Source organism: Chamaesiphon sp. VAR_48_metabat_403, from assembly GCF_031422475.1.
Taxonomy (GTDB): domain Bacteria; phylum Cyanobacteriota; class Cyanobacteriia; order Cyanobacteriales; family Chamaesiphonaceae; genus Chamaesiphon.
On record NZ_JANPLS010000118.1, the window covers coordinates 1 to 2,235 of the forward strand.

3 protein-coding genes and 1 pseudogene are annotated in these 2,235 nt (G+C 44.5%); 2 read left to right on the plus strand and 2 right to left on the minus strand.

Annotated features, from left to right (window positions below; translation table 11 throughout):
• Together RMO79_RS06110 and RMO79_RS06115 are read left to right on the plus strand one after the other, a co-directional pair.
• Positions 1-705 (plus strand): AAA family ATPase (locus RMO79_RS06110; RefSeq protein WP_310482168.1); only part of this gene is annotated, 705 nt, incomplete at its 5' end.
• Positions 698-1,228 (plus strand): hypothetical protein, encoded by a 531-nt coding sequence (locus RMO79_RS06115; protein ID WP_310482169.1) that lies wholly within the window; start codon positions 698-700, stop codon positions 1,226-1,228. The genes RMO79_RS06110 and RMO79_RS06115, both read left to right, overlap by 8 nt.
• 36 nt (positions 1,229-1,264) lie before the next feature.
• Here the strand turns inward: RMO79_RS06115 and RMO79_RS06120 are convergent, their stop codons facing one another.
• Positions 1,265-2,020 (minus strand): DUF928 domain-containing protein, encoded by a 756-nt coding sequence (locus RMO79_RS06120; protein WP_310482170.1) that lies wholly within the window; start codon positions 2,018-2,020, stop codon positions 1,265-1,267.
• Positions 2,017-2,235: pseudogene (locus RMO79_RS06125) on the minus strand (hypothetical protein); the annotation flags it as partial. The gene RMO79_RS06120 and the pseudogene RMO79_RS06125, both read right to left, overlap by 4 nt.

A 2,235-nucleotide genomic window follows, 5' to 3' on the forward strand; every position in this document is an offset into this window, starting at 1 on the left:
TTTACAGCTCTGCTCCTGGCTCAACAGGGAAAACGAGTATTAGTCATCGATGCCGACCCCCAAGCTAATTTAACTTTCTACCTCGGACGCGAGGTAGAAGAAAACGAACCCAGTTTACTCGAAGTATTAAGCGGACAAGTAACTACTGAGGATGGGATTTACCCGACTAGTTATCCCAATTTATTTGTAATTCCTGCCGATCGCAGTTTATTTAAAGTTACGGATTTTCTCTCTAGTAGTGGGACGGGGGCATTTATCCTCAAACTGCGCCTCAAGGCTGTAGCCTCACTGTTTGACTATGCGATCGTCGATGTCCAGCCATCTCGATCTCAAATCTGCCTGACAGCTCTGGGTGCGGCAGATCTGGCATTAATTCCAGTCGAAGCCAATACTAAGGGCGTAAATAGTCTGATCGACACGCTCAAGTTCGTCGGCGAACAGACTAACTTGGCTGCTTTTACAGGCTCTGTTTTGGGAGTCATCCCGTTCCGCGATCGTTGGGTGGGGAATACTCAAACTGTAGATAGTCGGGAAAACATCGCGGCGATGACCGAACTATTTCCAGAGATGACAATCTTCCCCTCAATTAAAGAATCAGAGCAGTTTAAAAAAGGGATTCGCCAAGGTAAAACTCTCACCGAACTCGGTCATGAGGAACTCGAATATCCTTTTACTAAAATTATTGAGGTTCTGAGCCATGAGTGATGCCCTAGAACGAATCAAGAATCGCCAGCGTCCGGAAGTTCCCAAACGCGATCCAGGAATAACTCCTACGGTTCCTACATTTGTAGAATCTTCAATATCTAGTATTCCAGATATCGAAAAAGCTAAATATCCAGATATCCAGATATCTACACTCTCTGATGAGAAATCGCCTTCTCAGAGCGTAGATGCTTCTATGTCTATTAATCCAGATAATCCAGACATCGAAGCATCTAGTTATTCAGATATCCAGATATCTACACTTCCCGATGGCACATCACCCACTCTTGAAGTCAAACAAACTACCCTGCGGCTAGAGAAAGCTGTGAGTGACAAGTTACAAGCATTGTGTCACCAAGAACAGATTTGTCGCGAAGTCCTGATCGAAGCGATGTTCTCAGAGATGCTCGACGAACCCGAAATGCGCGAACGCATCATTGCGCTAGCTCAAAAACGCCAGAGAAAAAGAACTGCGATGGCTAATCATAAACGTGCTGTTTCGATGATGCAGCGAGTCTTAAGTTAATAACCAGTTCGAGCAAAGTTACGATGGGTGTAAGTCTTATTTGAGGATCGGCTGTTTGGCAATAGCGTTCAAATCGGCGGACTCTAATAGATTGTGCCAATCTTGCTGTAATTGAACATCATTGGGTTTTTGCAATCGCTGTTGAGCTAAACTCGTCACGGCATCATACCAAATCCCCTGCTGGGCAAAAGTATCGCTCCTATTGCCCGCATTAGGTAAGCTTGCCCGTTTGACCCATCCATCTACAAACACTCGATTGGTAGTCGTTCCACAAGGTACTTGAGCTTTTAATGTCCAACGGTAGTCTCGATCTAGTTGTAAAGGTTGTTGACTGGTGGGGATGCGCACACCAATTACTCCAGGTTGTCCAGGAGTGGGGATGGGAGCGCGGTAGATATCTTCACCTTGTCGATTTTGGAGGGAAAATTCTAGCTTTAATGCTTGGGTAGAAGGGACAAAAAACCAAAAGATTGGGCGTTCTACAGTGGTTTGTCCCCAGACACTTTTTTCAGAAATTTGACCTGAAGGATTCTGGTTGAATTCTGGGGCTAGGGCGATTAATTTCAAGTCGCAACTGCCACCACTCATCGAAGCACTCACAGTACGATTTCCTGGAAAGCCTTTTGAAGGTGGGGATGGAGGTGGAATTTGTTTCTTTTTCTTTAACTGTTGAGCGGTTGAGGTGTCTGCTTGGATGAGAGCAAAGGGCATCACAATACCCAGACTAATTGTTATGCCTAAAAAAATTGATAAAAGATGAAATGTCGTTTCGTTCGATCGCCGCTCGTTCATATCCGTTTATATCTGAAAGTTGACACTAACAAATTTGAATTAACAGTTCTAAATTTAGTTCCTCGTACTAGATAAATCTTGACACAACTACCTGCAATTATCAAACCGAATATGGCAGGTATGAGGGGAAACCAGTAGCCAAACATTGCAAGTAATACCACCGAGCCACCGCAGAGAATGGCAATTATCCCCCCACCTAAACTTACTAATACCCA

Bases quoted from the DNA above. Each gene is read 5' to 3' on its own strand.
- RMO79_RS06115 (WP_310482169.1), top strand. From the start codon at position 698: ATGAGTGATGCCCTAGAACGAATCAAGAATCGCCAGCGTCCGGAAGTT.
- RMO79_RS06120 (WP_310482170.1), bottom strand. From the start codon at position 2,020: ATGAACGAGCGGCGATCGAACGAAACGACATTTCATCTTTTATCAATT.